This is a genomic window from Ureibacillus sp. 179-F W5.1 NHS (assembly GCF_045369345.1).
Lineage (GTDB): Bacteria > Bacillota > Bacilli > Bacillales_A > Planococcaceae > Ureibacillus > Ureibacillus halotolerans.
In genome coordinates, this window is sequence record NZ_JBIQFG010000032.1 from 12,783 (window position 1) to 38,118 (window position 25,336).

Sequence of the window (25,336 nt, forward strand, 5' to 3'; positions counted from 1 at the left end):
GACAATAATTTTATGACGAGGAGAATAGAACAATGGGAAAACGATTTGAAGCACAATTAATAGGAACAGATTTAAAAATAGGGATTGTTGTAGGACGTTTTAACGAGTTTATTACAACAAAATTATTAGATGGTGCCCTTGATGGTTTAAGAAGACATGGAGTAGATGAAGAAAATATTGATGTAGCATGGGTACCAGGAGCGTTTGAAGTACCATTTATCGCTAAACAAATGGTTGAAACAGGTAACTATGATGCGGTAATTGGGTTAGGTACAGTAATACGTGGAGCAACAACTCATTATGATTATGTTAATAACGAAGCAGCAAAAGGAATTGCTAGCGTTTCATTAAATTCAAATGTGCCAGTAATTTTCGGGATCGTAACAACAGAAAACATCGAACAAGCAATTGAACGTGCAGGTACAAAAGCGGGCAACAAAGGTTATGATTCTGCTGTTTCTGCCATTGAAATGGCCAACTTGAAAAAAATGTTTAAATAATGAATAGAAATCAATGCTTTTAACAAAATAAGTGCCAACACGCCTACTTTTCGTGTTGGCACTTTTTATTATTCTAATACGGATTCCATGACTAAATCGTCAAGGGAACCAAAAGTATACCCTTGTTTTTTCGCTTCTTTTATAAATTTCGGAAGGGCATCGGCATTATGTTTTGCCACAGTATGCAATAAAATTAATGCGCCTGGGTGCAATTGGTTCATTAGTTCATCGTAAGCATATTCCCACCCTACATTGGAATCAGCATGCCAGTCTACAAATGCTGTATCCCAGAACATGTGGGTATAACCGTGTTTATTTCCAACTTCTAAAACTCTTTCGTTAAATATACCTTTTGGTGGACGTACATAATGGGTACGTTTAATTCCGGCAACTTCATTTAATTTTGAATCGAATTTTTTCCATTCTTTTACAAGTTCTTCGTCGGATAACTTAGACATATCTGGGTGTCCATAGGAATGATTCCCGATAATATGACCTTCTTTAATCATTCTTTTTACTAAATCCGTTGCACTTGTTAAATAGTGCCCCGTTAAGAAAAAGGTTGCTGGAACATTTTCTTCCTTTAAAGTATCCAAAATACTTTCTGTATATCCGTTTTCAAAGCCGTTATCAAAGGTTAAATAAATAACCTTTTTGTTTGGGTCTCCTCGATAAAATGCGCCATACTCTTTTAACATGCTTTCAAATTTTGCCCCCGCATCTGCCGGCTTTCCATCTTTTGATTTACTAAAGCCCCAGTGATAGGAGTTTGCGTTAGCAATATCTGGTTTAATAAAACTAAAGGCAAAGAAAAATGCGATTGCCCATAATGTTAAACGAAAAATGGGATGTTTCCACATAAAAAATTTTAGCCTCCTTTTTGCTTATATTGTGCGAAAACTGTTCCTTTATGCCAATGAATATTCGCTTATCCTAGAAGGAAATGATTTAACAAATGAACGGCAATGAAACGAACTTAAAAAAAATGTATACTAATGCTTAGAAGGAGTGTTTGTATGCAAGTCATATCGAAAATAAGCAGACAGAAAAACAATCCAGAACGATATAATATTTATTTAAATGAAAGTTATGCCTTTGCTGTTGATGAATCGACCCTTATTAAGTTTGGTTTAACAAAGGGAAAAATACTCGAACAATTTGATATCGATGAAATTACATATGAAGATGAAATCGCAAAAGCGTTTAATCGTGGCTTAAATTTTTTAAGTTATCAAATGCGCAGTGAATTTGAAGTGAAAAAGAAATTGTTAGATGCAGGCTTTGGAGAAGCTGTCGTGTTAGAGGCCATTCGGAAGTTGGAGAAACTTGGTTTTTTAAATGATGAAACTTATTCGAAAGCTTTATTAGAAACAAAAAAGAAAACAGCCAAAAAAGGGCCGAGAGCGATTAAACAAGATTTGATGAAAAAGGGAATCGATAAAGATACTCAAAGCAAAGTACTTGAATCTTTTACTTATGAAGAACAAGTGAATATTGCGATGGAGCTGGCAGAAAAAACAGTGCGGGCAAATAGTAAAAAGACACCGATGCAAATAAAACAAAAGGTGCAAGATCTTTTAATGCGGAAAGGTTATTCCTTTTCAGTTGTATACGAAATACTTGACCAAATTCGTTTAGAGAGAGAAGATGATGATTGGCAACATTTGATTGAACTACAAGGGGATAAACTGTGGAAAAAGTATGCTGCCAAGTTAACAGGTAATGAATTGCGAATGAAAACAAAACAAGCCTTATACCAGAAAGGTTTTCCAATAGAAGTAATCGATCGTTATTTAGATGAAAAGGAGCAGGAAGCAAATGGCTGAAAAAAATTATGCGGAAATGACGGAACAAGAATTAAGAGAAGAAATTGCCAACTTAAAGGAAAAGGCTAGAAAAGCTGAACAGCTTGGGATTGTAAATGAGTATGCTGTATATGAGCGAAAAGCAACGATGGCTGCTGCTTATTTAATTGACCCGAAAACAATTGTACCAGGAGAAATGTATCGTATAGACGGTGCTCCAGGAGAATTTTTTAAAGTAGAATATTTAAAAGGACGATTTGCTTGGGGTTATCGTTTAGGTGGAGATCGTTATGAAGAAGCATTGCCGATTTCTATTCTTTTACCAATGAAAGTAGGGAAGTAATATGAATGTGAATCAATCAATAGATAAATTAACACAAATTTTAGTAAGTAAAAATCCTAATTTATCCGTTAATAAAGCAAAAACATGGATTGAACTACTCTGGTCTGATTTTGAATCGACTTATGCAAAAGCGGGATATGATTACCGTGGAATGGAATATACAGAAAAGATAGTCCAACAATGGATTGAAAGTTACGGAGATAAAATTCATGAGTTTGCGGGTAGAAATCCAAAGTATGCCCATCTATTAGATGAAAGTGATGAAAATCTTCATTAAATAATAGAGGAGTTGTCCTAATAGGTGGGACAACTCCTCGCTATTTAATTACTCGAACCAATTTGTAGTTTGCGTTGTAGTTTATCTTCAGAATAAATCCAACCCGTATAGGAATTGACAATGTTCAACTCCTCATCCACATGGGCAACAGCTACAAAAGGATAACGATCATTACTTCGATAACGTAAATCGATTAAACGCACTTCCGTTAAGTTGCAGTCTATTTCGGAAATTTCCCAACGATATAAGGGAGAGAAAGAAATGAATGCAGCTAAATTCGAATCTTCAAGAGCTTTATTAACAATCGGTGTTCTTGGAAGCGGATGGATTTCAAATTTGTCGTAAATGTTTATTTTTTTGCCGTAAGCCCGACCAACATAATAATGGGTTTTTGATTTTGCAGCTACTCGCCAATTTAAAAAACGCATTGTTGGTGCGACAATGACATAATCTTCATCCGGAATAGCATCATGAACGGCCTTCTTTACAGCTGCTTGTAAAACGAAACGTATAATATAGTAAACAAAAATAATCGTATACATGACAGTGAATGTTATGACAGGGTCGAACCAAAAAGCCCATAACATAATGCCGATGCAATGTAATCCGAAAATAATCGGATCAAAGGTATTAATAACACCAAGTGCAACCCATTTCTTTGAAAAAGGACGAAGGGCTTGCGTACCGTAGGCATTAAATATATCAACAAAAACATGTAAAAAAACAGCTAGGAAAGTCCAAAGCCATAAATGAAATATATTGGCGTCTTGAAATATAAAAGATAATACAGCTGTAATGGCAATGGGCCATAAAAGGACTGCTGGGACCGAATGGGTAATGCCACGATGATGTCGGATATAAATCGCATTATTTCGAAGTTTTAATATAGTATCCACATCTGGTGCTTGTGAGCCAATAACGGTACCAGCCATAACAGCAACAAATGTTAAATTATTTTCGGCTACAACAGGATCTGCTAAAGCTAAGCCGCCTAATGCAACGCCCATTACTAAATGTGTGCCTGAATCCAAAGTATCAACTCCCTGTTTATGGACACATTTCTTATATACTTGACGGTTATTTTCATGAATCTTAATAGAAGTATTATACCCTAATTATAAAATTTAAAATCGAAATTCGTCGGAGGTTATCGTGAATTATCAATATAAAAATGAATTTCGCCATCATTTAGTCGATTGGTTTAATAGAGAAAAAAGAGATTTGCCGTGGAGGCGAACATCGGACCCTTATAAAATTTGGGTCTCCGAAATTATGCTTCAACAAACAAGGGTAGACACGGTCATCCCGTATTATAATCGTTTTTTAGAAAAATATCCTACGATGCAGTCCCTTGCTTATGCTCCGCAAGAAGAACTGTTAAAAATGTGGGAAGGGTTAGGATATTATTCAAGAGCTAGAAATTTACAGGCGGGCGTTAAAGAAGTGGTCGAGAAATATAACGCCGTTGTACCGGACAATCGCCATGATCTTTCAAAATTAAAAGGTATTGGACCATACACTGCTGGCGCTATTTTAAGTATTGCCTATAATAAACCAGAGCATGCAGTGGATGGAAATGTTATGCGTGTTTTAAGCCGCGTATTACATATTGAAGAAGATATCGCCCTACCCAAAACGAGAAAAGTTTTTGAAGAAGCAGTCGATATGTTAATCGATAAAGATTACCCTGGTGATTTTAATCAAGCCATAATGGATTTAGGAGCTATGATTTGTACACCAACTTCTCCGAAATGCTTGCTTTGTCCTGTACGTGATTATTGTATTGCGTTTCAAGAAGGTGATACAGAACAATTGCCAATAAAATCAAAAAAAATAAAAACGAAAAAAGTAATATATAATATATATGTAGCTGTCGATAAACAAGGGAATTATTTAATTGAAAAGCGACCAAATGAGGGGTTGTTAGCTAATATGTGGCAATTTCCAATGATAGAAATGACGAAAGAAACTACAAAAGACGCTTTTGAAAAACAGTATAATGTTCAAATTGAAAATTATTTAAATAATGATTTCATGAAATTTAAACATATCTTTTCCCATTTAACTTGGGAGATGGAATGCAACCTTGTACAAGTTCAACAATTGAATCAATTACCGGCCAATGCCCATTTTTTACCTATAGGAAAAATTAGGGAATTACCAATGTCAGTACCAATGTTGAAAATTTTGAATGTTCTGAATTAACTTATTTTTTAACTTTCGCATAATCTCAATAACATCAGTCCACAATAATTATTACGGAGGTGAGTTTGAGATGGCGAAGAAAAACAACAACAATAACAACAATAATAACAACAACTTCAACAATAATGAAGAATTTGGTGTTGATCAAGACTTCCAACAAGCACGTCAACAAAACCAAAAACAAAATCAACAAAACAACCAACGCAATAACAACAATAATAACAATAATAAAAATAACAACAACGAATTTTAATTAAATTGCTTTACAATTGTGAATAAGACAATTCACGTTAAGGTATAGACAAATTTATTTGTCTATACCTTAATTTTATATAAAGGATAAAAGGATGTTCTAATCTAATTTTTACCAAATTCATTAAAAAATATGTTCTTCTAACTACAAGTTTTTTATTTCCATTGTTATAATATAAAGAAATAACTGCTAGATGTTGATTTTTCTTCATTTAGCGGGTGTATAGAAACCCGCTGAATAAGATGGATTTTATTCACAGAGTTTGAAATGATTAATCGATACCGTTTAAGGTCATATCAAATCCTGGACATTTTTCAACATGAGGAAATTGATACATAGACGAAAAGGTGGGCTTTAAATGACAATACCTACAGAAGGAGAAACGATTCAAATACATAGTTATAAACACAATGGTCGCATCCACCGTGTCTGGCAAGAAACGATGGTTTTAAAAGGAACGAAAAATATCTTTATTGGAGCCAATGAGCGTACACTTGTTACTGAATCGGATGGACGAACATGGCTAACACGCGAGCCCTCTATTTGTTATTTTCACGCAGAACATTGGTTTAATATTATTTGTATGTTGCGTGAAGATGGTGTGTATTATTATTGCAATATGAGTTCTCCTTATGTTTTTGATAATAATGCTATAAAATATATCGACTATGATCTAGATATTAAAGTTTTCCCAGATATGTCATATACACTTTTAGACGAAGATGAATACGAGCAGCACAAGAAGGAAATGGGCTATCCAGAAGTGATTGATAAAATTTTAAAACGAAATGTGAATAAATTAATCAGCTGGATAAAACAAAAAAGAGGTCCCTTTGCGCCAGATTTTATTGAAGTTTGGACGAATCGATATTTATTTAATAAAGAAATGCAATCAAATGAAAAATAATAGTGGAAAAGTCTACTAGGAGAATCAGTAGGCTTTTTTTATGTATTTACTGGTAAATTAGAGTATAGTGTTATTCGTGTGTCCAAAATGGGATAACTTTTAATTAGGACGATTTAAGTTTGTTTGTTGATAAAGGGAAGTGAATGGAAATTGGGTAGTATTAAACGATATATGAGATTTGTAAAGCCTTATAGATGGGAAATTTTATTAACTATTTTTATTGGTATATTAAAATTTGCCATTCCGTTGTTCATTCCAATTTTAATCAAAATTGTAATAGACAATATTATTAGTGCACCAGATTTAACAAATGGGGAAAAAATTGAACAACTGAGTTATTGGTTAGGTGGTACTGTCATTTTATTCTTTATTATTCGTCCACCTATTGAATACTACCGTCAATATTTTGCCCAACATGTTGGGAACAAAGTATTGTTCGATATACGACAAGAATTATTTGGCCATTTACAGAAATTGAGTTTAAAATATTACGCTAATACTCGAGCGGGCGAAGTAATATCCCGGGTTATTAACGATGTAGAACAGACGAAAAATTTTATTATGATTGGCTTAATGAATTTATGGCTTGATGTTGCAACGATCCTCATTGCAATTGGGATAATGCTTGCGATGGATGTAAAACTAACATTAGTTTCAATCATTGCATTACCGCTATTCGCCATTAGTGTAAAATACTTTTTCGGAAAACTTAGGGATTTAACACGTAAACGATCCCAAGCGTTAGCCCATGTCCAAAGTTATTTACATGAAAGAATAAGCGGAATTAGTATTATTAAAAGTTTCACGTTGGAGAAGCATGAACAGAAAATTTTCGATAATGAAAATGGAGAGTTTTTAGACCGTGCCCTAGATCATACAAAATGGAATGCAAAATCCTTTGCAGTCGTAAATACTATTACCGATATCGCCCCATTATTAGTGATTGCGTATGCCGGTTATCGAGTAATTCAAGGTGATCTATCCGTCGGAACAATGGCTGCGTTTTACGCTTATATTGAACGATTGTATAGTCCATTAAGACGTCTAGTTAATTCATCTACAACTTTAACCCAATCTATTGCTTCAATGGATCGAATGTTTGAACTAATGGATGAAGAATACGATGTTCAAGATAAAGAAAATGCTCGTCATCTTGCTCCTGTAAAGGGACAAGTTTCCTTTGAAAATGTAAATTTCCAATATGAACAAGACGGACAAATGATATTGAAAAATGTTCAATTTGATATTAAACCTGGAGAAACCGCTGCCTTTGTTGGGATGAGTGGAGGCGGAAAATCAACGATTGTAAGTTTAATTCCTCGCTTTTACGATGTAACAGATGGGGCAGTTAAAATCGATGGGATGAACGTGAAAGATGTATCCATTCAGTCGTTACGTTCCCAAATTGGAATTGTATTGCAAGATAATATATTATTTAGCGATTCGGTAAAACAAAATATTTTAATGGGTCGACCGGATGCTACGGATGAAGAAGTGATTGCAGCTGCTAAAGCAGCCAATGCCCATGATTTTATTATGACATTACCTGAAGGGTACGAAACAAAAGTAGGAGAGCGCGGTGTGAAACTGTCCGGGGGTCAGAAACAACGTGTTGCGATTGCCCGTGTATTCCTAAAAAATCCGCCAATTTTAGTATTGGATGAAGCGACTTCTGCCTTGGATTTAGAAAGTGAAGCATTAATTCAAGATTCCTTAGATCGATTGGCAAGTGATCGAACGACTATCATTATTGCCCATAGATTATCAACAATTACCCATGCGGATAAAATTTTCGTTATTGATCATGGTGAATTAGTAGAGGAAGGTAACCATGAATCGCTTATGGAAAAACAAGGTGTTTACTATGATTTATTCCAAATTCAAAAATTAGACTAAAAAAATAATACGACAAGAAAATGCCTAACAAGTCAACGTTCGACTAGTTAGGTATTTTTTATTTTTTGCAAAAATTTGATGTATAATCCACTGTTTATATACGTTTTCAAATTTTAGTGAACCAGAATTTAATCGATTAAAGCAGTATAACTGTTGCTTTTTGTCGAGAAAATTACATTGAAGTTTTGTGTTAATTTAAGGTATTTTATCATAAAAACATATGATTAAGAGAATTCAAATCTATTATTGTTTTTAAGCAAATAGAGAACGAAATAGAATGATAGATTTGTAAATTAGCGTTATGCGAGGGGGTACAAGATGGAAAAAAAAGTACTATTACAAGTTAAAGATTTGGAAACAACTTTCTTTACTGACGATGGAAAAGTACCAGCAGTTGATCATATAGACTTTCATATTAATGAAGGAGAAATATTAGCTATTGTAGGAGAGTCAGGCTGTGGGAAAAGTGTTACCTCTCTGTCTATTATGGGGCTCGTACCATCTCCTCCTGGAAAGATTACATCAGGTCAGATCCTTCTAAATGAGTTAGATTTAACAAAGCAAACAGAAAAGGAAATGCGTAAAATTCGTGGAAAAGAAGTGGCAATGATATTTCAAGAACCGATGACTTCTTTAAATCCTTTATACACTATTGGGAATCAACTAACAGAAGCCATTTTAATCCATAACAAAGGTATGAAGAAAAAGGATGCAGCGAATAGAGCGATTGAAATGATGAAACTGGTTGGATTACCAAGGGCAGAAGAATTAATGAAAGACTATCCCCATCAATTATCAGGCGGGATGAGACAACGGGTCATGATTGCAATGGCTCTACTATGTAATCCAAAACTATTAATCGCCGATGAGCCTACTACTGCCCTAGACGTTACAATACAAGCTCAAATATTAAAGTTAATGAAAGAGTTGAATAAACAATTTAAGACGGCAGTTTTACTCATTACCCATGATTTAGGTGTTGTTGCTGAAACGTGTGAACGGGTAATCGTTATGTATGCTGGTCAAATTGTCGAAGAAGCTCCCATATCTGAAATATTCAAAAATCCTCAACATCCATATACGAAAGGTCTAATCCAATCTGTTCCTGACATGCGTTATAAAAAGGAAACTTTATATTCCATTAAAGGTAATGTACCAAAGCCTGGTTCCATTCAAACTGGTTGTCGATTTGCTCCCCGTTGTGAATTTGCTGCGGAACGGTGCTTTACAGAAAATCCGCCTTTATATGAAGTGAACTCTTCTTTAGTCCATAAATCAAGATGCTTCTTACAGGAAACGGAGGGAATTCCATTTGCAGAACGTGCTATTGAAAGTCGATAACTTAAAAAAATATTTTCCAAAGGGAACGAGTTCTTTAAAAAAGGGCCCCCATGTGAAGGCAGTCGATGACGTTTCATTTCAAGTTTATGAAGGAGAAACCCTTGGAATTGTAGGGGAGTCGGGATGTGGAAAATCAACGACCGGTCGAATGATTATGCGTCTTCTTGAACCAACAGAAGGTTCCATTAAGTTTGATGGTGTCGAACTTTCCTCATTATCTAAACAAGAAATGCGAAAAGCAAGACGAGATATTCAAATGGTATTTCAAGACCCATATGCTTCATTAAATCCAAGACATACTGTTAAAAAAATTTTAGAAGAACCCCTTATTGTCCATGGTATTGGAAGTTCAGCGGAACGTAAAAAAAGGGTAGAGGAGTATTTAGAAATTGTCGGCTTGAGCTCATATCATGCAAAGCGCTATCCCCATCAATTTAGTGGTGGGCAAAGACAGCGTATCGGTATTGCTAGAGCTTTAATGACAAATCCGAAGCTAATTATTGCTGATGAGCCGGTATCTGCATTAGATGTTTCGATTCAAGCACAAGTTTTAAATTTAATGCAAAGATTACAGCAAGAGTTAAAGCTAACGTATATTTTCATTGCCCACGATTTAGGGGTAGTTCGCCATATTAGTGATCGGGTAGGCGTAATGTATTTAGGTAGATTTGTAGAGTTAGCTGATAGTGAATCTTTATATGCGGAACCATTACACCCGTATACGCAAGCTTTGTTATCAGCCGTACCGATTCCTGATCCTACTTATGAACGGGAAAAAATTATTCTCACAGGTGATGTTTCGAATGCCATTCCAGATAAGGGATGTACTTTCCAAACTAGATGTCCATATGCAACGCTTACTTGCAAAATGACAGTTCCAGATTTAGTAGAAGTCAAACCAGGTCACTCTGTTGCGTGCCATTTATTTAATGAAGCGCAGCAATGACATATAGAACAAAGAAATTGGGAGGGTAACTATGAAAACAGGGAAGTTTTGGTCTCTAAAACTATTTTTATTACTAGTTCTTTTAGTAGTGCTAGCTGCATGTAGCGGAGAAGAAGGTACTTCAGAAGAACCAGCAGACACAGACACAAGTGGAGATACAGAAGAAGCAGTACCTCAAACTTTAGTATTCGGTCGTGGTGGAGACTCTGTCTCATTAGATCCAGCCATTGTAACAGATGGTGAGTCTTTTAAAGTAACAGAAAATATTTTTGAGACATTACTAAACTTTGGTGAACAAGATACGACGGTACAGCCAGGTTTAGCGAAGGAATGGGAAGTTAGTGAGGATGGTCTAACATATACATTCCACCTACAGGAAGGTGTTAAATTCCATGACGGAACAGATTTTAACGCTGAGGCAGTGGTGAAAAACGTTGAACGTTGGAAAGGTGGCGCTGAAGAAAAGTTTTATTATTTCCATTCCATGTTTAAATCTGAAGGGGAAGATATTATTAAAAGTGTAGAAGCTGTTGATGATTACACGGTTGTCTTTACCCTTACGCGTCCACAAGCACCTTTCTTAAAAAATATTGCGATGAGTCCATTTGCTATTGCATCACCGACTGCCTTTGAATCAGCGGGTGATGCCTTTGGAGATAATCCGGTAGGAACTGGTCCATTTAAATTTGTTGAATGGAAGCGAAACGATTCAATTACAGTTGAGAAAAATGAAGATTACTGGCAAGAAGGATTACCGAAATTAGACAAAATTATTTTCCGTTCCATTCCCGATAACTCTGCTCGTTTAAATGCATTAACAACTGGTGAAATCGATTTAGCAGATGGTATTAATCCGTCTGATGCAGCAACTGTAGAATCCAATTCTGAACTACAATTAATCGAACGTCCATCTATGAACATTGGTTATCTAGGGTTAACATCTACACGAAAACCTTTTGACAATGTACTTGTTAGACAAGCTGTCAACTATGCGATTGATAAACAAGCGATTGTCGATGCCTTCTTCCAAGGTAGAGCTGAAGTAGCTGTAAACCCAATGCCTTCTTCGATTAGTGGTTATAACGAAGAAATCGAAGGATATCCATATGACCCTGAAAAAGCAAAAGAATTATTAGCTGAAGCAGGGTATGACGGTGAAGAAATTGAGCTTTGGGCAATGCCAGTTCCACGCCCATATATGCCAGACGGTCAAAAGGTTGCTGAAGCCATTCAGAAAAATTTAGCGGACGTTGGTATTCCATCTAAAATCGTAACTTTTGAATGGGCAACATATTTAGAAAAGGCAAAAAATGGTGAAGCGGATGCCTTTTTAATGGGTTGGACAGGCGATAACGGTGACGCGGACAACTTCCTTTATACATTGTTAGATAAAGATACGATTGGAAGTAATAACTATGCTTATTATTCGAATGATGAAGTTCATGAATTATTAATTGCTGCTCAAACTGAAACGGATGAAGAAAAGCGAAATGATCTTTATAAACAAGCACAAGTTATTATCCATGAAGATGCACCGTGGGTACCATTAGCCCATTCAACGCCATTACTTGCTGCGAAAAAAGGTGTTACAGATTATTTACCTCACCCAACTGGATCTGAAAGTTTAATTAATGTATCGATTCAATAAGTGTCTATTGCTTGAATAAGTGCTAAGCTGCTTACGAATTTTGTTAATAGACATTAAAAAAATGGGGGGTATTTTTACCTCCCATTCTTTCATTCATGCATTCTAACGAAAGAGGTGAAGATATGCTTCGCTACATAGGTAAACGAATTCTTCATTTAATACCTGTGCTATTAGGAATGACATTTATTGTTTTTTTAATTATTCGTGCGATTCCTGGGGATCCAGCCCAAGTGATTTTAGGTCAGCAAGCGACAGAGGAAGCGATTAAAGCGTTAAGAGATAAATTAGGACTCGATCAGCCATGGTATATTCAATACTTCGATTATTTAAAAGGACTACTAACTGGCGATTTAGGAGAGTCGCTACGTACAAGTCAGCCGATTACTAGTGAAATTTGGCCCTATTTAGCTGCCACTATGGAATTAGCCTTCTTTGCGATGATTTTAGCTATCCTTATCGGAATGAATGCCGGAATTATTTCGGCTTGGTTCCAAAACTCTTGGTTTGACTATATTGCAATGGTTATTGCTTTAATCGGTGTATCTGTACCGATTTTCTGGCTTGGTTTAATGGAGCAATGGGTATTTAGTTTAGAGTTAAATTGGTTGCCTACTTCCGGAAGGGAAGAGGTGCGAGCACCTGTTGAAGCAATTACCCATTTCTATTTAGTCGATACATTGATTCAAGGACGTTTTGATCAATTTTGGGTAACGATTCAGCATTTAATCTTACCGGCCTTTGCCCTTGCAACGATTCCGATGGCGATTATTGCCAGAATGACCCGCTCTTCCATGTTGGAAGTAATGCGCTCAGATTATATTCGTACTGCTCGAGCAAAAGGGCAAAAAATGGTGAAAGTGATTTATAAGCACGCATTAAAAAATGCTCTTATTCCGATCTTAACAGTAATTGGATTACAAACGGGCTTGTTATTAGGTGGAGCTATTTTAACGGAAACGATATTCAGTTGGCCAGGAATCGGCCGTTATATTTACGAGGCGATAGGTTACCGTGATTATACAGTCATTCAATCGGGTATTTTAATCGTTGCCTTTATGTTTGTCATCATTAACTTGGTTGTTGATATTTTATATACAATCATCGATTCAAGGATTAAATATAACTAGAAGGGAGAGGGAAAGATGCCTGAAATGGTCTCAAATTCAGTCGATTTATCGACGAAAGAAGAGAAAGTAGTTGGACCATGGAAAGAGGCGTGGCGCAGCTTTCGAAAAAGTAAAGCCGCCCTCGTTGGAACAGCCATTGTTGTATTTTTCATCCTTTTAGCTGTATTTGGTCCATTGATTGCGCCAGAAGGAATAAATGAACAAAAATTACAAGACTCAAGCTTAAGACTTGCACCTCCATCCAGTGAATATTGGTTTGGTACAGACGACTTTGGAAGGGACATTTTTTCAAGAGTAGTTTACGGAGCGAGAATTTCTTTGGCGGTCGGATTTTTATCGGTTATCGTTTCAGCTATAGTAGGGAGTTTTCTTGGAATTATCTCTGGCTATTATGGCCGCTGGATAGATACGATTATTTCAAGAGTTTTTGATATTATGCTAGCTTTCCCTAGTATACTTTTAGCTATTGCTATCGTATCAATATTAGGTCCTTCTTTACAAAATGCCCTTATTGCGATAGCGATTATTAATATCCCGAATTTCGGGCGATTAATTCGCTCTAAAGTTTTAAGTGTAAAGGAAGAGGAATACATTGTAGCAGCAAAGGCTATAGGAATGAAGGATTCTCGATTATTATGGAAACACATTTTGCCTAATTCCTTATCGCCAGTCATTGTACAAGGTACGTTAGCTATTGCAACGGCTATTATTGAAGCGGCTGCATTAAGTTTCCTTGGGCTCGGTGCAGAAGCGCCCCAACCTGAATGGGGGAAAATGTTATCGGACGCTCGGATCCATCTTATGACTGCACCATGGACGATGATTTTCCCTGGATTGGCTATCATGTTAACCGTGCTTGGCTTTAATTTAATGGGGGATGGTTTGCGAGATGCGTTAGATCCTAAAATGAAAAATTAAAGGGAAGGGGGAGCGAATTTAGCTCTCCCTTTATTCGTACGGAAATAAATCGGATGATAAATAACGTTCCCCTGTATCGGGCGCAATGCATAACACCTTTGCATTCGGAGGAAGTTGTTTAGCTATTTGCAACGCGAAGTAAGCAGAAGCAGCGCCGGAAGCTCCTACTAAAATTCCTTCTTCCGTACCAAGACGTCTTGCAGTAGTTTGGGCATCGAGATCTTCAATGTGAAGAATTTCATCATATATTGTTTGATTTAATATTTTTGGAATAAATCCCGGACCAGTTCCAGGTATTTTATGAGGTCCTGGATTACCACCAGCTAATACTGGGGAGCCTGCTGGTTCTACTACATAAATTTTTAAATCGGGCATAACCTTCTTCAATTCTTCCCCCGTTCCGGTTACGGTTCCACCTGTTCCTGCTGTCAATACGAGAACATCTAGTTTATTGTCAAAGGCATTTAAAATTTCAATAGCAGTTGTTTGGCGATGGGCATCAGCATTTGCATTATTTTCGAATTGTAATGGGATAAAGCTATTTGGAATACTTTCAGCAATTCGTACTGCTTCATCGATAGATCCTTGCATACGTAAGCTTGCAGAGGTTAAATGGACTTCTGCACCGTAAGCTCGCATTAACTGTACCCGTTCTTTTGTAGCATTGTCAGGCATTGTAATAATACATCGGTAACCCTTTACCGCACATACCATAGCGAGACCAATTCCTGTATTCCCACTAGTTGGTTCAATTACAGTACTCACTCCTGGAATCAGTTTCCCTTCAATTTCTGCTTGTTCAATCATATTAAAAGCAGCTCGATCTTTAACGCTGCCACCTGGATTAAAAGATTCTAATTTCATATAAACTTTCGAACCGTTCGCATCAGGTAATGCATTTAATTTTACAATCGGTGTGTTTCCTATTAATTCAAGAATGGAGTCATGTATTTTCATTATGAAACACCTTTCAAAAAAATTTTGAAAAAGCTAGGCAAGAGTCCAACCTAGCTTTTCTTACTCTATACAGTATAATACGGTTATTCAAAAGTGACGAGTATAGGGGATAAGTTAAAACAGCTAAAGTTCCTTTAGAAACGGATGAAATTATTCGTTTGAAACTGCTTCTAAGAAACTAAGGTTTAATAAGCCGTCGATATTATCCGTTGTAATATAACCTGCTTCCTTTGAAATAGTTGCCATCTCTTTAATAATCTCTTCATTTATTTCCGATGTTGGCGTTATACGATCAAAAGATTTTGTCACTTCTTCCTTTGAAAGGTCCTTACCAGTAATTTTTTTTACGTGGTCAAGGAATAACTGTATAGCTTCTTCAGGATTTTGTTTAATAAAATCAATGGCTTGTAGATGCGCTTTTAATATTTTTTTTGTCATCTCTGGATTGTTTAATGTAAATTCCTTACGTGCAGCTACAACGGTGTTAGTCGATTCACTACCCCAAGCAAATTCCTTTTCATCTAGTAAAAGTTTTGCTTTTCCGTTCGTTTCAATGTTAACCCCCCACGGTTCTTGTGCTGCTGCAGCATCAATGTCTCCTCTTAACATTAAGGATGCTGTATCAGCAGAAGCTAGTTTAATGGAATTGACATTTCCACCGCTTAATTTTACTTTTAAACCTGCATCTTTAAGGGATTTCATTAACCCAATGTCCTGTGTACTACCGTAAGCAGGTATTGCAACCGTTTTACCTGCCAAATCTTCTACACTAGTAATATTTGAATCGCCTCGTACGACAAGTACTGCCCCGGCATTGACAGCACCAGCAATAATTTCATGTTGTGGATGTCTCGTATAAGTGTTTAATGCAGGTGTAGGGCCAACTGTTCCGATATCGATGGCGTTCGTAGACATTGCCTCCATGAAGGCAGTACCATCGTTAAAGGTTTTCGTTGAAATGGTAACATCATCGCCTAGTTGTTGTTGGAAATAGCCCTTTTCTAGTGCGACGATTGTTGCGATATGGGTCATATTCGGAAAGTACCCGATTCGAACAGTGGAAGCTTGATCCTTTTCTTCGTTGGAAGAAGCTTCACTATGACTACATGCTGCAAGGATAATAGTCATCAGGGTCATCATTGTTAAAAATAAAAAATGCTTCTTTTTCATTTTTTCATCTCCTAAACTGTTTGCATACCCCATTTTCTTAATGCATAACGTTCAATACGTACAAAAATAAAGTTATCGATAAAGGAACCAATGACACCGATGATAATAATAATACTAAAGATTAAATCCATTGCTTGTATGGAGCGTCCAAGGTCTAAAAGGGTTCCGAGACCCCCGCTTCCTCCGAGTAATTCCCCTGATAATACTGCCCGCCAAGCAAGTGCCCATGCTAAACGTAAACCTGAAATTAATTGAGGTACCGTTGCTTTAAAAATAACAGTACGGAATAAATGGAATCCGTCTGAACCCATTGTTTTCGCTACTCGAATTAGCAAGGGAGGTACACTTTTAAAGGCGGCACTTGACGTAATAATAATAGATAACGCCGCTCCTAATATGACAATGAAAATAACGGAACCGACCCCTAAACCGAACCAAAGAATAGCTAAAGGCATCCATACGATATTTGGGATAGCTTGTAAACTTGTGACAAAGAAACCAAGGGTATCGTCAATTACTTTGTATTTATAAATTAAATATCCAAGTATTAATCCGATAACGACTGCGATAAAGAAGCCAACAAATAATCGCACAAGGGAAGCGCTAGTTGCTTCAATTAATTGTCCAGTCATTAATCCGTTTACTAACGTTTTTAGTATTGTGACACCACCTGGATCATTCGGAATGATTAAAGGTGGCCACATAAAGGCAGGGAAGATGTCGAATTTAGATATCGCTTCCCATATTGTTATGAGGATCAACACGAAGACGATCCTTCTCAAGAGAGTAGTCACTACCTAATTCCTCCTTCAGCACTTTTTCCATTTCCTGCTCCAGCTCAGTTAATATACGATTCTCTAAATGTATTAAAATGCTGTCTGAAGATTTGCGCGGACGAGACGCCTGTACAGGAAAAACATTTTTAATACCTCCAGGACGCGTCTTCATTAAAACGATGCGGTCCGATAATACAACTGCTTCACGAATATTATGAGTGACAAAAAGGATGGTCTTTCCAGTTTCACTCCACAATGTTTCCAGTTCTTTATGTAAAACCATACGAGTTTGTTCATCTAAAGCAGCAAATGGTTCATCCATTAAAAGGATTTCCGGATCCATTACAAGGGCACGGGCAATCGCCACCCGTTGCTTCATGCCCCCAGACAATTGATGGGGCATAGAATGGGCAAACTTCCCAAGGTGTACTTTTTGTAACCATGTCATCGCCCGCTCCTTAGCTTCTTCCTTAGGTATTTTTTTAATCAGTAGACCATACATAACATTTTCAAGAACTGTCATCCAAGGGAATAAACCAGATTCTTGGAAGACTACGATTCGATCGTTCCCGGGTCCCTTTACCGGACTATCATTGACTAAAAAAGTGCCAGAAGAATGTTCTTCAAGTCCTGCAATAATATTTAAAAGTGTGGATTTCCCACAACCAGAAGGGCCTAATAAGGAGATAAACTCACCTTTATTAATAGTTAATGAAACGTCATCTAACGCAATTGTTGGAGCATGCTCATTACTTTGAAATTCCTTATGAACATTTTTTAGAATAATATGTTCATTTGACAAAATAAATCCCTCCATTCCTATAAAACATATTAAAATACTAAGTTTTAATTTATTTTATGTGTTGTATTCGCTTCTTTCTGTCACTTTTGTTACAAAATTTCAGAATAATTTATATAATAGAATTATAAGGGAGAGGGAAACAATGGAATTAGAGAGTTCATTGAAGTTAATAGAACAGCTTGCTAAGAAAATACATGCTAGAAAAGGACAAATTATTTATCAAGCTGGAGAAGAAGCAAATAACGTATATTTTTTAAATGACGGAATCGTTAAAATTGCGATCGATGGAGACGATGGACATCCAGTTACGATTTCCTTAATTCGAATGGGGGAAATGTTTGGATTTCTAGATCGATTAAACAACCGGTTAGAGCATACTCAATATGCCGTTGCGATGACGGATGTTGAATTATTTGTTTTACCGATAGAAATTTTAACTCAACATTTGAATAAATTATCTGAAATGGAACGGAGCTTATTTTATTCCTTAGGGAAACGATTAATAGAGGCTCAAGAATTTGTCTATGTTCATTCTAAAATGACGATTCCTGAACGACTTGGCTGGCTTTTGAAGAAGTTAGCAAAAGTAGAAAATAATATTTTAACAATCAGTATTCCTTTAACCCACGAGGAAATATCTTTTATGATTGGCTGTAGCCGTCAAAAGGTAACGACTTATTTAAGTAAGTGGAAAAAGGAAGGAGTTATTCAATATGAACGGGGATTTATTCAACTAATGGACTTAGAAAAACTTCAATAATTAAAAAACTACCCAAAGGTTTCATCAAATCCATCTTGTACCATGGATTTGACGTCCCTTTATGGGTAGTTTTTTAGTAGAAATCCTCTTCTAAATCCGAATTTTTTTCTGTACTATGATAGCTTCGGAAAGAAACAATTAAAGTATCTAAGTGTTCTAAATTCTCCTCATAGTCAAGGAGGCGGGAGAAGATGTAAAACAAATGATAACTTGAAAACTCTTCTTCACCTTCTCGATTTTGTTCAAAGGCGATTTGTTGGATAAGGTGTTCCATAACGTCCGCATGTTTGTCGTCTTCTTCGTCGACCCACTTTGAATGTTCGGGTTTTAACTTACCAGTAAATTTCAATAATAATTGTTCGTGGAAAGTAAGAAGAAAATCCAAACGTTCTTGAATCATCGTTCGAAACGGAACGGGTAAATTAGCTATTTCATTTTCATGTTTATTTAAACGATGCAAAAGCTCTAAACTTTTTTTCGTCGTGATAATCATTTGTCGATACATAACAAGTTTTCGGGCTTGTATAAATCGTTTTTTCTTAGAATAATGGCGCTCTTCTTTATAGAAATCATACATATTTTCAATCCCCGATAAACGGCTATGGAATTTATTAAGAGCGTTTTTCGTTGATGTATGTTCAGACGCTTGTCTAGCAGCTAAGCGAGTCCAACGAATAATATCATCCTGCAATGAATCGATCATTTTAAATAATTTTATTTCATAGCGTGGTGGGATGAATACGAGATTCACTAGAAAGGCTGCAAATACACCTACCATAACAGTTATAAAACGTATAATTCCAAATTCTAAAAAGTCTTCTCCTTCATAAACCATAATTGCAACTACAGTTACAAGGGCAAGGGACAGGGAACTGTTTAATTTGAACTTAAGCATTATCGCGATAACGATAATTGCTGCAAGTCCAATTGTAACGGTATGATGGCCAAATATTAACCCGAAGGTAACTGCGATTGTTGCACCTATGAAATTCCCTTGAAGTTGTTCAATAATCGTTAAATAAGACCGGTAAATAGAAGGTTGGATTGCAAATATAGCTGCAATCCCAGCAAAAACAGGAGAAGGTAAGTTCAGTAATTCCGCTAAAAAAAGGGCAAATACAATAGCAAAACCTGTTTTTAAAACACGGGCACCTACTTGCATTAAAAAATAAATCCTCTCTTTCAAGAAACATATGATTGAAATCACATTACTTTACCTAATATTTTCCCATTGGTCAACTAGTTTCATGAAAGATTCACATTATAATCAACTTAACATGGTTTTGACTTATTTTAATTGTGAGAAAGCATAGTCGACAGCTTCAATTGTTTCTAAAATATCCTGTTCTGTATGTTCTGTCGTTAAGAACCAAGCTTCATATTTAGACGGTGCTAAATTAACACCCTTTGAAAGCATTAATTTAAAGAAACGTCCAAACATTTCCCCATCAGAGTTTTCAGCTTGTTCGTAGTTTTCTACTTTTTCATTTGTAAAGTAAACGGTTAAAGCACCTTTTAATCGGTTAACTGTAATTGTAATACCATGTTTTTCAGCTGATTGTAAAATGCCTTTTTCCAACATTGCACCAAGTCGATCCATTTCTTCATATACACCAGGTTGTTTCAATACTTCCAGACATGCAATTCCTGCAAGCATAGACGCTGGATTTCCAGCCATTGTTCCAGCTTGGTATGCAGGTCCAAGAGGAGCAACGGTTTCCATAATTTCCTTACGACCACCATAAGCGCCGATTGGAAGACCACCACCGATAATTTTACCCATTGCTGTTAAATCTGGAGTCAAACCTAGTAAGTCTTGGGCAGCTCCGTAATGGAAACGAAATGCTGTAATAACTTCATCGTGAATCGTTAAAGCGCCTTTTTCCTTCGCCACAGTATGAACGTATTCTAAAAATCCTTTGTTTGGTTCGACGATACCGAAATTCCCTACGATTGGTTCGATTAAAATCGCTGCAACTTCATCGCCCCATTTATCCATTGCTAGTTGGAATTGTTCTTTATTATTGAAAGGAACAGTAATTACCTCAGTTGCAACGGCTACAGGTACACCTGCTGAATCTGGGGATCCTAAAGTAGCTGGACCAGATCCGGCAGCAACTAATACTTGGTCGAAATGTCCGTGATAGCATCCAGCGAATTTAATAATTTTTGTACGTCCAGTATATGCTCGGGCTACGCGAACCGTTGTCATAACTGCTTCCGTACCTGAATTAGTAAAGCGAACTTTATCCAATGAAGGAATCGCCTCTTTTAACATTTTGGCAAATTTCACTTCATGTTCTGTTGGTGTTCCAAATAACACACCTGTTTCTGCAGCAAGAGTGATTGCTTTTGCGATATGTGGATGACCAAATCCTGTAATAATTGGACCATAAGCAGCTAAGTAATCGATATAACGGTTACCGTCTACATCCCAAAAGTATGCGCCTTTACCTCTTGCCATGACAACCGGTGAACCGCCGCCTACCGCTTTATAAGAACGTGATGGACTATTAACGCCACCAACGATATGTTGTAATGCTTCTTCGTGAATTTGTTCAGATTTTGTATGATTCATTTTCAAATGCCTCCTCATAATTTACACATCTTATTGTAGACCTATTCCCATTTGAATGCCAAAGAATTTGAAACTCCAATGTTTGTTCGGTACGATATAAATAAAGGGGAGGAATATTTATGGAAACTTTATTAAATATGGAAGCACCAAATTTTACTTTATTAAATGAAAAAGAAGAAAAAGTAACTTTAAGTGATTATAGAGGGAAAAAGGTAATTCTTTATTTCTATCCGAAAGATATGACACCAGGCTGTACTACTGAAGCGTGTGATTTCCGTGATCAACATGAGGCCTTTTCAGATTTAAATGCTGTTATTTTTGGAATTAGCGCAGATGATGCAAAGAAACATACAAAATTCATTGAAAAATATGGGTTGCCCTTTTCATTGCTAGTTGATGAAGATCATGAAGTTTGTGAAAAATATGGAGTTTGGGTATTAAAGAAAATGTATGGTAAAGAATTTATGGGGATTGAACGTTCTACTTTTCTTATTAATGAAGAGGGCATTGTAGAAAAGGAATGGCGTAAAGTAAAAGTGAAAAATCATATTGAGGAAGTTTTAACTTATTTGCGTGAAGGGGAAAAGAAATAATGAAAGTATATTTTACATTTAACTCAAGACCAGATTTACAACAGCAGTTAATCGAACATTTCCCCAAAGTTGAATTTACTTTTCATAGTCGAATCGAGAATGAAGTGTTAGCAGAGGCAGATGTTCTTGTGACTTATGGTGAAGATTTGAATGATGAACATATTAAAATTGCCAAGAATTTAAAATGGATTTTCGTTGCTTCAGCGGGAATTGAGAAAATGCCAAGAAAGGCAATCGCCGATCGAAATATTATCGTTTCAAATGTGCGTGGAATTCATAAAAAGCCAATGGCAGAATCGATTATCGCTCATATTTTATCACTTAAACGTTCTCTACCTTATATTTATAACAATCAACGAAATAAAATTTGGGATAAAAAAGGAAATCCAACCGAATTAAATGGAAGTACTGCTTTAATTATTGGTCCAGGTGCGATTGGTGCAGAAATTGGTAGACTTCTTCAAGCCTTTGAAGTATATACAATTGGATTGAATCGAAGTGGGGAAGATGCGCCATTTATGAATGAAACCCATAAGATTTCGAATTTAGCACAACAATTACCGAAAGCCGATGTTGTCATTTCAATTTTACCGAGTACGGAAGAAACAACTCATATGATTACATATGAGCATTTTCAATTAATGCGAGATAATGCAATTTTTATGAACTTTGGACGAGGTAATTTAGTGCAGACGGATGTATTAATTCGTGCCCTTGAAGAAAAACTAATATATCATGCGGTACTGGATGTATTTGAAGTGGAGCCATTACCGTATGACAATAAACTATGGGAATTAGATAATGTGACCATTTCTCCCCATTGCTCGAGTCATTCATCCCGTTATTTAGAAAGAAGTTTAGAAATTTTTAAGCCAAGTTTGGAAAAATGGTTAAACGGTGAAACTGATATTGAGAATCAGATGGATATTTTGAGAGGTTATTGAGAATATTATCCATATAGTGAGAACAATCACAAATTTCCTTTGTAGAAAAGAATTATAAATTTATGATAATTAACGATGATTTTTGTTTAAAATTTGATAAAATGAACATTAAAGTAACCGTTACCAATAAGGAATTGTTGACTATTTACAACGATTTGGTTACACTAATAATAACTATTATAAATTAAGAATTATGTATGAAAAGAGGTGCATGACGATGTCTGAATTGCATTTAAAAGATGCGCTAGACACGTTAAAGACAACTGGTGTAAGAATTACTCCGCAACGTCATGCTATTTTGGAATATTTAATCGAATCAATGACACATCCAACTGCCGATGAAATATATAAAGCTCTAGAAAGTAAGTTTCCTAATATGAGTGTTGCAACGGTTTACAATAACTTACGTGTATTCCGAGAAGCAGGTTTAGTGAAGGAACTAACTTATGGAGATGCAGCGAGTCGATTTGATTTTGTTACAAACGATCATTATCACATGATTTGTGAATGTTGTGGTAAGATTGTTGATTTCCATTATCCGGGCTTAAATGAAGTGGAGCAATTTGCATCGCATGTAACGGGTTATAAAGTTCACTCACACCGCCTAGAATTATATGGTACATGTCAAGATTGTCTTGAAAATGATGGGAAACAAGTTTTGTAATGAGCAAAACCTAGCGATGCGTTGCTAGGTTTTTTATTTTGGCGAAGTTACAGTACTGTATAATTGAATAGCAAAAAGGTCGACTCATTTAGGAGCCGACCTCATTTTATTTTTTTCCTCTATTATAAGATTCGTCAAAATCTTTTCCTTCTAATGAAGGATCAAGTGTTAATGGTTCATTACAGTACATACACATATCGACACGTCCAAGTACCTTTGTATGTCTATTACAATTTGGACAAACAACTTGTACAGCCCGTGTTGAAAGTAGACCAATCCAGCCATATACTACTGTACTGCCGATAATGCATAGTAAACCTAAAGTCATGAAAATTAAAACTAAAATTTGATTTTCGCGGAAGAAGATCGCCCCGTACATAATAACGAATCCTATGAAAATAAGTGCTAAGGCAAATGAGCGAATTTTATTTATTTTATTTTTATATTTTTTTGCCATATTTCTTTAGCCTCCCAATCTAGATTCTACTATAACATAGTACCTTTTTATTTGCGGATAGAAAAACATTATTTAAAGGAAAAATATCATCAATTCTATTTTCTTTAAAAAGAAGGATTCTACTTTAAGATGTCGAAACAAAATAACGTAATCGTAATTTAGGAGGATTATTATGGAGCACATATTGCGCCCGATCTACCAAGAACGTGCTAGTCAACCTGAAACATTAGGGGTCATTCTAGTCACAAAACGTGAAGAGATAATGAGTATTACCGATACGTTTGATACCGTATTATTAATTATTGTAAAAGAAGCGGATATGCCTATTTTTACAAAACATTACTTACATGAAGATCAAAAAATGGCGATGCATGTGATTACAGAAGAGTTATTAAATAAAAGATTAAATGTTGGTTTAGACAGACGAATTGTGGATTGGATTTTCCACGGGAAAGTTATATTTGATCGTAATGAATATCTTTGTAATTTAAGATTAAAGCTACAGGAGTTTCCGTTTTTCGGTCGTAAAATAAAAACAGGGATTCAATTTTCTAAATTGATTAGACGTTATTTAGAAGGAAAAGAATTTTTTAATAGAGGAAACTATTTCGATTCTTATCATCATGTTGTTGATTCATTACATCACTTAGCCCGACTGTCTGTTATAGATAACGGATTATATCCGGAAGTAACGGTTTGGTCCCAAGTGAAAAAAATAGAACCATCGATTTACAAACTTTATGAAGAACTAGTAATGAGTACAGAAAGTTTAGAAAAGCGATTAGAACTATTATTTTTAGCGATTGAATTTCTCATTAACTCCAAAACCGATGATGGGGCACAACATATTTTAGAAACAATGCTTTTAAAGGATACTTGGACAATACAAGAATTACATAATCACCATGATTTAAGATATTACTCTAAAGACTTAGAAGTATTTGTTGAGTTTTTAATAGATAAGGGATATATTATCGTGGAGCCAAAAGAATCAAAGAGTGATTCAATTTATCACCGTCACTATAAAGTAGATCGTGATTTTGTTATTTCACAATATAATGGTGAAAAGTAAAGTATATAAGAAGAAAATCCATTAGAATAAGCAATACTAACCATTTCGGGGTGTTAAAATGAACACCTCGAAAATTTTTTGAGAAAAAGTGTTGACTTAACTATTAAACTCGTTGTATTATTATAAACGTCGCTGAGGCAAGTTGTAAATTAATAACATAAACATTATTTCAGATATAACTTTTTCAAAAAAGTTGTTGACAGAGATTTGGTGAAATGTTATTATAGAGAAGTCGCTGCAAAACGACATGATAATTATGAACTTTGAAAACTGAACAACAAAACGTTAATGAATACAGTTTCGACTTAATCGTTGAAACGAAATTTTGGACATCATTATGATGCCAGTGTAAATTTAGAGCTTTATCAAATTTTCTTTTATGGAGAGTTTGATCCTG

At 35.8% G+C, this 25,336-nt stretch carries 27 protein-coding genes; 18 read left to right on the forward strand and 9 right to left on the reverse strand.

Going from position 1 to position 25,336, the window contains the following annotated elements:
- Positions 1-32: 32 nt before the first annotated feature.
- On the forward strand, positions 33-500 hold the full coding sequence (gene ribH / locus ACH0B5_RS13240; protein WP_122971943.1) for a 6,7-dimethyl-8-ribityllumazine synthase: 468 nt from the start codon (positions 33-35) through the stop codon (positions 498-500).
- A gap of 68 nt (positions 501-568) precedes the next feature.
- Here the strand turns inward: ribH and pdaA are convergent, their stop codons facing one another.
- The gene (pdaA, locus tag ACH0B5_RS13245; protein ID WP_122971944.1) at positions 569-1,360 is read right to left on the reverse strand and encodes a delta-lactam-biosynthetic de-N-acetylase; all 792 of its coding nucleotides are present in this window, start codon (positions 1,358-1,360) and stop codon (positions 569-571) included.
- 156 nt (positions 1,361-1,516) lie between these two features.
- Between pdaA and recX the strand changes: the two genes are divergently transcribed.
- Genes recX through ACH0B5_RS13260 form a run of 3 tightly spaced genes read left to right on the forward strand, consistent with a single transcriptional unit; the run spans position 1,517 to position 2,925 of the window.
- Positions 1,517-2,326, forward strand: coding sequence for a recombination regulator RecX (gene recX, locus ACH0B5_RS13250; protein ID WP_406927940.1), 810 nt, complete (start codon positions 1,517-1,519; stop codon positions 2,324-2,326).
- Positions 2,319-2,648, forward strand: a complete 330-nt coding sequence (locus tag ACH0B5_RS13255; protein WP_122971946.1) for a YfhH family protein — start codon at positions 2,319-2,321, stop codon at positions 2,646-2,648. Before recX ends, ACH0B5_RS13255 begins: the two co-directional genes overlap by 8 nt.
- Before the next feature lie 7 nt (positions 2,649-2,655).
- Positions 2,656-2,925 carry a YfhJ family protein gene (locus ACH0B5_RS13260; protein ID WP_122971971.1) on the forward strand — a complete coding sequence of 90 codons (270 nt, stop codon included), beginning with the start codon at positions 2,656-2,658 and terminating at the stop codon, positions 2,923-2,925.
- Between the two features lie 44 nt (positions 2,926-2,969).
- Here ACH0B5_RS13260 and ACH0B5_RS13265 read toward each other — a convergent pair whose 3' ends face one another.
- Entirely contained in the window at positions 2,970-3,956 is a 987-nt protein-coding gene (locus ACH0B5_RS13265) for a metal-dependent hydrolase (protein WP_406927941.1), read from the reverse strand.
- 121 nt (positions 3,957-4,077) lie between these two features.
- Here ACH0B5_RS13265 and mutY point away from each other — a divergent pair, with 121 nt between their 5' ends.
- The 9 genes from mutY (at position 4,078) to ACH0B5_RS13310 (ending at position 14,166) form a co-directional block, all read left to right on the forward strand.
- Positions 4,078-5,130 (forward strand): A/G-specific adenine glycosylase, encoded by a 1,053-nt coding sequence (mutY, locus tag ACH0B5_RS13270; protein ID WP_406927942.1) that lies wholly within the window; start codon positions 4,078-4,080, stop codon positions 5,128-5,130.
- A 70-nt stretch (positions 5,131-5,200) separates the two neighbouring features.
- The gene (locus ACH0B5_RS13275) at positions 5,201-5,383 is read left to right on the forward strand and encodes a hypothetical protein (protein ID WP_122971949.1); all 183 of its coding nucleotides are present in this window, start codon (positions 5,201-5,203) and stop codon (positions 5,381-5,383) included.
- A gap of 358 nt (positions 5,384-5,741) precedes the next feature.
- Positions 5,742-6,290: a nucleoside tri-diphosphate phosphatase gene (ntdP, locus tag ACH0B5_RS13280; protein ID WP_122971950.1), complete on the forward strand. Its 549-nt coding sequence runs from the start codon at positions 5,742-5,744 to the stop codon at positions 6,288-6,290.
- 150 nt (positions 6,291-6,440) lie between these two features.
- A complete protein-coding gene (locus ACH0B5_RS13285) occupies positions 6,441-8,186 on the forward strand; it encodes an ABC transporter ATP-binding protein (RefSeq protein WP_406927943.1) in 1,746 nt (581 codons plus the stop codon).
- Positions 8,187-8,504: 318 nt separating this feature from the next.
- Positions 8,505-9,527, forward strand: a complete 1,023-nt coding sequence (locus ACH0B5_RS13290) for an ABC transporter ATP-binding protein (RefSeq protein ID WP_406927944.1) — start codon at positions 8,505-8,507, stop codon at positions 9,525-9,527.
- Positions 9,499-10,473: an ABC transporter ATP-binding protein gene (locus tag ACH0B5_RS13295; protein ID WP_341362643.1), complete on the forward strand. Its 975-nt coding sequence runs from the start codon at positions 9,499-9,501 to the stop codon at positions 10,471-10,473. Before ACH0B5_RS13290 ends, ACH0B5_RS13295 begins: the two co-directional genes overlap by 29 nt.
- Before the next feature lie 31 nt (positions 10,474-10,504).
- The gene (locus ACH0B5_RS13300) at positions 10,505-12,121 is read left to right on the forward strand and encodes an ABC transporter substrate-binding protein (protein WP_341362642.1); all 1,617 of its coding nucleotides are present in this window, start codon (positions 10,505-10,507) and stop codon (positions 12,119-12,121) included.
- A gap of 122 nt (positions 12,122-12,243) precedes the next feature.
- Positions 12,244-13,248 (forward strand): ABC transporter permease, encoded by a 1,005-nt coding sequence (locus tag ACH0B5_RS13305; protein ID WP_122971972.1) that lies wholly within the window; start codon positions 12,244-12,246, stop codon positions 13,246-13,248.
- A 15-nt stretch (positions 13,249-13,263) separates the two neighbouring features.
- Positions 13,264-14,166: an ABC transporter permease gene (locus ACH0B5_RS13310; protein WP_406927945.1), complete on the forward strand. Its 903-nt coding sequence runs from the start codon at positions 13,264-13,266 to the stop codon at positions 14,164-14,166.
- 30 nt (positions 14,167-14,196) lie between these two features.
- On the opposite strand, the gene cysK is transcribed toward ACH0B5_RS13310, so the two are convergent.
- From cysK to ACH0B5_RS13330, 4 genes are all read right to left on the reverse strand, one after another.
- Entirely contained in the window at positions 14,197-15,123 is a 927-nt protein-coding gene (gene cysK / locus ACH0B5_RS13315; RefSeq protein ID WP_341362641.1) for a cysteine synthase A, read from the reverse strand.
- Between the two features lie 150 nt (positions 15,124-15,273).
- Complete coding sequence (locus tag ACH0B5_RS13320; protein ID WP_406927946.1) at positions 15,274-16,293, reverse strand: ABC transporter substrate-binding protein; 1,020 nt, start codon at positions 16,291-16,293, stop codon at positions 15,274-15,276.
- Positions 16,294-16,304: 11 nt separating this feature from the next.
- A complete protein-coding gene (locus tag ACH0B5_RS13325; RefSeq protein ID WP_225230316.1) occupies positions 16,305-17,054 on the reverse strand; it encodes an ABC transporter permease in 750 nt (249 codons plus the stop codon).
- Complete coding sequence (locus tag ACH0B5_RS13330; RefSeq protein WP_341362639.1) at positions 17,020-17,871, reverse strand: ABC transporter ATP-binding protein; 852 nt, start codon at positions 17,869-17,871, stop codon at positions 17,020-17,022. Before ACH0B5_RS13330 ends, ACH0B5_RS13325 begins: the two co-directional genes overlap by 35 nt.
- Positions 17,872-18,013: 142 nt before the next feature.
- Here ACH0B5_RS13330 and ACH0B5_RS13335 point away from each other — a divergent pair, with 142 nt between their 5' ends.
- A complete protein-coding gene (locus tag ACH0B5_RS13335) occupies positions 18,014-18,631 on the forward strand; it encodes a Crp/Fnr family transcriptional regulator (RefSeq protein ID WP_341362638.1) in 618 nt (205 codons plus the stop codon).
- Positions 18,632-18,704: 73 nt separating this feature from the next.
- Here ACH0B5_RS13335 and ACH0B5_RS13340 read toward each other — a convergent pair whose 3' ends face one another.
- Both ACH0B5_RS13340 and ACH0B5_RS13345 read right to left on the reverse strand, forming a co-directional pair.
- Positions 18,705-19,793 carry an FUSC family protein gene (locus ACH0B5_RS13340; RefSeq protein ID WP_122971961.1) on the reverse strand — a complete coding sequence of 363 codons (1,089 nt, stop codon included), beginning with the start codon at positions 19,791-19,793 and terminating at the stop codon, positions 18,705-18,707.
- A 126-nt stretch (positions 19,794-19,919) separates the two neighbouring features.
- Positions 19,920-21,209, reverse strand: coding sequence for a glutamate-1-semialdehyde 2,1-aminomutase (locus ACH0B5_RS13345; RefSeq protein WP_406927947.1), 1,290 nt, complete (start codon positions 21,207-21,209; stop codon positions 19,920-19,922).
- A 119-nt stretch (positions 21,210-21,328) separates the two neighbouring features.
- Here ACH0B5_RS13345 and bcp point away from each other — a divergent pair, with 119 nt between their 5' ends.
- From bcp to perR, 3 genes are all read left to right on the forward strand, one after another.
- A complete protein-coding gene (bcp, locus tag ACH0B5_RS13350; RefSeq protein WP_406927948.1) occupies positions 21,329-21,802 on the forward strand; it encodes a thioredoxin-dependent thiol peroxidase in 474 nt (157 codons plus the stop codon).
- Entirely contained in the window at positions 21,802-22,746 is a 945-nt protein-coding gene (locus tag ACH0B5_RS13355; RefSeq protein ID WP_406927949.1) for a D-2-hydroxyacid dehydrogenase, read from the forward strand. Before bcp ends, ACH0B5_RS13355 begins: the two co-directional genes overlap by 1 nt.
- Before the next feature lie 217 nt (positions 22,747-22,963).
- Positions 22,964-23,410: a peroxide-responsive transcriptional repressor PerR gene (gene perR / locus ACH0B5_RS13360; protein ID WP_406927950.1), complete on the forward strand. Its 447-nt coding sequence runs from the start codon at positions 22,964-22,966 to the stop codon at positions 23,408-23,410.
- A gap of 106 nt (positions 23,411-23,516) precedes the next feature.
- Here perR and ACH0B5_RS13365 read toward each other — a convergent pair whose 3' ends face one another.
- On the reverse strand, positions 23,517-23,867 hold the full coding sequence (locus ACH0B5_RS13365; RefSeq protein WP_122971966.1) for a YgzB family protein: 351 nt from the start codon (positions 23,865-23,867) through the stop codon (positions 23,517-23,519).
- A gap of 172 nt (positions 23,868-24,039) precedes the next feature.
- Here ACH0B5_RS13365 and ACH0B5_RS13370 point away from each other — a divergent pair, with 172 nt between their 5' ends.
- Complete coding sequence (locus tag ACH0B5_RS13370) at positions 24,040-24,939, forward strand: nucleotidyltransferase-like protein (protein ID WP_122971967.1); 900 nt, start codon at positions 24,040-24,042, stop codon at positions 24,937-24,939.
- Positions 24,940-25,336 lie beyond the last annotated feature (397 nt).